This is a genomic window from Pseudomonas bananamidigenes (assembly GCF_001679645.1).
Classification (GTDB): domain Bacteria; phylum Pseudomonadota; class Gammaproteobacteria; order Pseudomonadales; family Pseudomonadaceae; genus Aquipseudomonas; species Aquipseudomonas bananamidigenes.
Genome location: NZ_LRUN01000130.1, coordinates 1 through 619, shown reverse-complemented (window position 1 = coordinate 619; position 619 = coordinate 1). Strand labels below are relative to the sequence as shown.

The following is a 619-nucleotide window of genomic DNA, read 5'->3' as shown; positions in this document are numbered from 1 at the left end:
TCGACCTGGCTCATACCCACACCTTTGTTATTGATGACTGCTGTGGGATTAAGCCTAGTGGCTGCTTGCAGTCACGCAAATCGGGGCGCAGGAGAGAATCGCCTCAGCCGGATGGAAGGCCGGGGGTAGGGATTGCCCTACAAGGATGGCGCTAATAGATAGAGCAGTTGCGAGTGTTGAGCTGCAAGCCGCAAGAACAAGCAAAAGCGCCTGTCGCTTATGGATATGCCCAATATCGCAGGTTCGATGAAGAAACCTGTGGGAGCGAGCTTGTGTTCCATTGCGTACTTCACCAGTTCGGCGAGTGAGGTGATGTTGAGTTTCTGCATCAGCCGCGCCTTGTGCGTGCTGATGGTCTTGCTGCTCAGGGCGAGTTGCTGGGCGATGTCGTTGACGTTGGCGCCCTGGGCCAGGCGTTCGAATACCGAGAACTCGCGCTCCGACAACAACGAATGCAGCGGTCGCGTATCGGTCAGGCCGACTTCGAAGACCATGCGGTCGGCCAGATCCGGGTCGATATAGCGCCCGCCTGACGCCACCTTGCGGATTGCTGTCAGCAGCAATGCCGGATCGCTGTCCTTGGTCGCGTACCCGGCGGCACCGACCTTCAGGGCCCGGG

1 pseudogene is annotated in these 619 nt (G+C 58.8%); it reads right to left on the bottom strand.

What is annotated here, in order from left to right:
• Positions 1-266: 266 nt before the first annotated feature.
• Positions 267-619, bottom strand: a pseudogene (locus BBF94_RS26935) (LuxR C-terminal-related transcriptional regulator); the annotation flags it as partial.